The organism is bacterium (genome assembly GCA_024224155.1).
Taxonomy (GTDB): domain Bacteria; phylum Acidobacteriota; class Thermoanaerobaculia; order Multivoradales; family JAHEKO01; genus CALZIK01.
Window position 1 is genome coordinate 1 of sequence record JAAENP010000119.1, and the last position, 4279, is coordinate 4279.

Below are 4279 nucleotides of genomic sequence, written 5' to 3' on the forward strand. Positions count from 1 at the left end.
CATCTACCAGTTCGTGATCGACCCGTCCGGCCGGCGGTGCAGGCGCAACCCGCCGCCGCGTTCGGTGACTTCCAGCACCAGGTTGGCGCGGCTGGGGTCGAATTCCACGCCGAGGCCGGGTTTGTCGCGCGGGTAGAGTTTGCCTTTGCGGAAGTCGTAGACCTCGGGGAGGTGCGGGGCGCGGGGGTCGCCCAGGCCGCGCATTTCCATGAGGGCCGGGCCGGAGGCGGCGGCGATGCAGTGGACCAGGGCCGCTTCGGCGATGGGGCCGGTGAAGTGTGGCACGAGGCCGACGTAATGGGTCTCACAGAGCGCGGCGAGTTTCATGTATTCGGTGATGCCGCCGGAGTTCGGGAGCGTCACGCGGGTGTAGTCGAGCAGGTCGTTTTCGATGAGGACGTTGGTGTCCCAGCGGTCGCCGTAGTGTTCGCCGACGGCGATCGGTACTTTCACCGCCGGGCGCAGGGTGCGGTAGATCTCGGGGTTTTCGGAGCGCACCAGGTCCTCGACAAACAGCGGCCGCAGCGGTTCGATCAAGCTGCACAGCCGGACGGCGTCGGCGTAGTCGAATCGGGTGTGGAAGTCGATGGCCCAGTCGCCTTTGTCGCCCACGCCGTCGCGAATCTGCCGGCACTGCTCGAAGGTTTTGTCCACCATCTGGCGGTGCGGGTAGATGGGCGGGTTGTCCGGGTCCGCGCCGTGGAATCGAAACGCGCGGTAGCCGAATTCAATGCAGGCTTGGGCCGTTTCCTTGAGCGACCCTTTGCTGGGAAAGGCGGTGGCGTAGCACTCCACGTGGTCGCGTGTGAGCCCGCCCAGCAACTCATAGACGGGCACGCCGAGCGCCTTGCCTTTGATGTCCCACAGTGCGAGGTCGATGGCTCCTTGCGCGTGGATCTTCTCGCGCCCCGGCGGGTAGAAGTAGCCGCGGTACATGAGCTGCCAGAGATGCTCGATGCGCGACGGGTTCTCGCCGATGATGAGCCCGGCGATCTGTTCGATCGAGTCCTTGTGGCCGCCTTCGCCGATACCGGTGATGCCCTGGTCTGTCTCTACCGTTACGACGTGGCTCGACTGGTTGAACACCTTCCGCACCGCCGGGCCCACGTGATAGTAGCGGACGCGGGTGATCTTCATCTTCGGAATCGCGGCGGTGGCCTTGCGGGAGGAGGCGAGCGCCGAGGCGCCCAGGGCCAGGGGCAAGGAACGAAACAGTTGGCGGCGTTGCATCCCACGGATTATATATTGCGGGATAGACTACGTACATGCTGAGTCGAATCGCTGCGGTGGGAATTCTGGTGACAACGCTTGGCTGGGGCCAGGCTGCCCAGGAGTTCCCTCCCGACGAAATCCAGGTCTACAAGAAGGACCCGAAGGGCGATCTGGAGCTGCACATCTTCAAGCCGTATGGCTGGCAGCCTTCGGACGAGCGTGCGGCCATCGTCTTCTTTTTTGGCGGAGGCTGGGTGGGTGGCACCCCGTCGCAGTTCTACCCGCACGCCCGGCACTTCGCGGACAACGGCATGCTGGCTATCAGCGCGCAGTACCGGACGAAACGAAGCCATGGGACCGATCCGTTTGCCTGCGTTGAAGACGGCAAGTCCGCCGTGCGTTGGGTGCGGGCGCACGCCGGAGGCCTGGGCGTCGATCCGAAACGTGTCGTCGCCGGCGGCGGCTCAGCGGGTGGACATGTGGCCGCCTCCACCGCGACCCTGCTGCATCTGCCCAACCGTGGCGAGGATGGCGCCATCAGCTCCGTCCCCAACGTGCTGCTTCTCTTCAATCCGGTGATCGACACCACTGTCCGCGGCTATGGGGCGGAAAAACTCGATGCCAGAGCGGTAGTCGCCTCACCTGCCCACTACGTGCGCGCCGGCACGCCGCCAGCGATGATATTCCACGGCACGGCAGACACGACGGTTCCTTTCGAGAATGTCGAGCGGTTCTACCGGAAGATGAAGCAACACGGCAACCGCTGTGAACTCATCCCTTACGAAGGCAAGCCGCACGGCTTTTTCAACTACTCCCGCGATAAGGAGATCTACGCGGATACGATCCAGCGAGCCGATGGGTTTCTGCGCAGCCTCGGCTTTCTGGACTAGTCTAGAGCCTGTCCCATGGCGGCAAAAAGCCAATAAACACAGGTCTTCAAACGGAACTTAGGTAACTCCTGAGAGAATTCAACCACCCGGCCGCGTAACCCTTTTACGGAGGAATGACCTAGCGTGAAGGCCATCATTGTTTGTGTAGCTAGTAAATATGCCTGTTCCTCCTTGCCTATATGCGATGATTGTGCTATTATCAATGAATGAAGCTGCGAGTCGCCTTCGCCAAACGTCGCTATAAAGACCGCACCTACTCCACCCCTCTCGTCGTCACCTCCTACCGCGACTCCCACGGCACTCCCCGCAACAAGACCCTCGCCAGTCTGGCTAAGCTCCCCGCCTTCCTCGTCGATCTCATCGACCGCGCCCTCCGCCTCGGCGATACCGATGTGCTCGCGCAATACCTTCACATCGGTGAACTCAAACATGTCCGCTCCCTCGTCGTCGGTCCGGTCTACCTTGTCTTTTCCCTGCTCAAACAGTTGGGCATCTTTGATTTACTGCGGGCTCACCTGTCGCCGAAACAGGCCGCCGCCATCCAGGCCATCGTCGTCGAGCGCGTCACCGCCGCCAAGCCCCTGTCGGTGATGGCCCTCCAGCGGCGCTTCGCCGGCGAGCCCCTGGCTCATCTGCTGGAGTTGGAGAAGTCGCCGGCGCTGAAGACCTGGTACGCCGCCTTGGCCCGGCTCGAAGAGCATCGCGAGTCGATTCTGCAGGCCCTGTACCGGCGCAACCACACCCCCGGCCGGCTCTACCTCTACGACATCACCTCGAGCTACTTCGAAGGCGACGCCTGCGTTCTGGCCGCCTTCGGCTACAACCGCGACGGCAAGAAGGGCAAGAAGCAGATCGTAGTCGGGATCATCTGTGAAGAGCGAGGCTGTCCGATCTGGGTGGATGTGTTCAAAGGCAACACCTCGGACCAAACTACCGTCAAGCAGCAGCTGCTGAATCTGCGAGACAAGCTCGGGATCAAGGAGTTCACCTTCGTGGGGGACCGCGGCATGGTGACCCACGCCCGCATCGAGGAACTGGAACAAGAGGGCTGGTGGGAGAGCTTCCGCTACATCACGGCCCTGACCCGCAATGAGATGATGGCCCTGGTGGAGGATGAGAAGCATCCCCTCCAGCTGGAGTTGTTCGACCACGAGAACCTGGTCGAGGTGGAGCAGCAGGGGACGCGGTACGTGTTGTGCCACAACCCACAACGGGTGGAGCGGGACTCGGAGACCCGCCAGCGACTGTTGGCGGCCACCGAAGCGAAGCTGGAGAGCATCCGCAACAACGTGGCCGCGGGCCGCTGGAAGAAAGAAAAGGTGATTGCGCGGCGGCTCCATCGGTGGATCAATCGCTGGGGCATGGAGCGCTTCTTCGAGGTCCAGTATGAGGAGGGCAGCTTTTCCTTCTCTCGCCGGGACGCCGAGATCGAGCGGTATGCCCGCCTCGACGGCTGTTACGTGATCCGCTCCAACGTCGCCGAGGGGGAGCAGACCACCGAGCAGCTCCGGGACCGGTACAAAGACCTCAAGTATGTCGAACAGGCGTTTCGCACCATGAAGACGACCGACATCCAGACCCGTCCAATCCGGCACTTTCACGAGGCCCAGGTGCGGGGGCACGTCTTTGCGTGCTTCTTGGCCTATCGGGTGGTATGGGAGATCCGCCAGCGCCTGGAGCCGGTGCTGCGGCGAGACCCGGCGACCAAACAATGCGAAGCCGGCTCTCTGGCCGAGGTCTGGCGAGACTTGGCCACGGTGACGCTGGCGAAGCTCACCGCCAACGGGAAAACCTTCCTCAAGTTGTCCGAGATCAGCCCCTATGTACAGAAGTTGTTGACGCTGTGCCAAGTTCCCAGCCTCGAGGATTTCCGGATTTCCAGCGAGTAAATCGCCGTAAGTCCTTGCCTGGTCAACGCGGCCTGGGAATGGGTTACCTAAGTTCCGTTGAGACAATCCCCACTGCCACGCCACACTCGCCATCCTGAAGGAGTTGCCTTTTTCTTATCTGGCGACTCCAACGGATCGCTGCCAGCAACGAAGCCCGACCACTCCCAAAAACCGAATCCACACGTCGAGGACCAGGTCCCCTACGACACTCCGGTCGACACCTCGTCTCTCCCCCATCAGCACCGCGCTGTCCGCCACGAACTCCCCCAACCCCCGGACCCCCGACCC

General features: G+C 62.4%; 3 protein-coding genes. 2 read left to right on the top strand and 1 reads right to left on the bottom strand.

The genetic code is table 11. From position 1 onward, the window contains the following. Window positions 1–3: 3 nt before the first annotated feature. Window positions 4–1230 (bottom strand): mandelate racemase/muconate lactonizing enzyme family protein, encoded by a 1227-nt coding sequence (locus tag GY769_06820; protein MCP4201633.1) that lies wholly within the window; start codon window positions 1228–1230, stop codon window positions 4–6. Window positions 1231–1265: 35 nt separating this feature from the next. Between GY769_06820 and GY769_06825 the strand changes: the two genes are divergently transcribed. Together GY769_06825 and GY769_06830 are read left to right on the top strand one after the other, a co-directional pair. Beyond that, window positions 1266–2102, top strand: coding sequence for an alpha/beta hydrolase (locus GY769_06825; GenBank protein ID MCP4201634.1), 837 nt, complete (start codon window positions 1266–1268; stop codon window positions 2100–2102). A gap of 206 nt (window positions 2103–2308) precedes the next feature. Continuing rightward, the gene (locus GY769_06830) at window positions 2309–3991 is read left to right on the top strand and encodes an IS1634 family transposase (protein ID MCP4201635.1); all 1683 of its coding nucleotides are present in this window, start codon (window positions 2309–2311) and stop codon (window positions 3989–3991) included. Window positions 3992–4279 lie beyond the last annotated feature (288 nt).

Bases quoted from the DNA above. Each gene is read 5' to 3' on its own strand.
- GY769_06830 (MCP4201635.1), top strand. From the start codon at position 2,309: ATGAAGCTGCGAGTCGCCTTCGCCAAACGTCGCTATAAAGACCGCACC.
- GY769_06820 (MCP4201633.1), bottom strand. From the start codon at position 1,230: ATGCAACGCCGCCAACTGTTTCGTTCCTTGCCCCTGGCCCTGGGCGCC.
- GY769_06825 (MCP4201634.1), top strand. From the start codon at position 1,266: ATGCTGAGTCGAATCGCTGCGGTGGGAATTCTGGTGACAACGCTTGGC.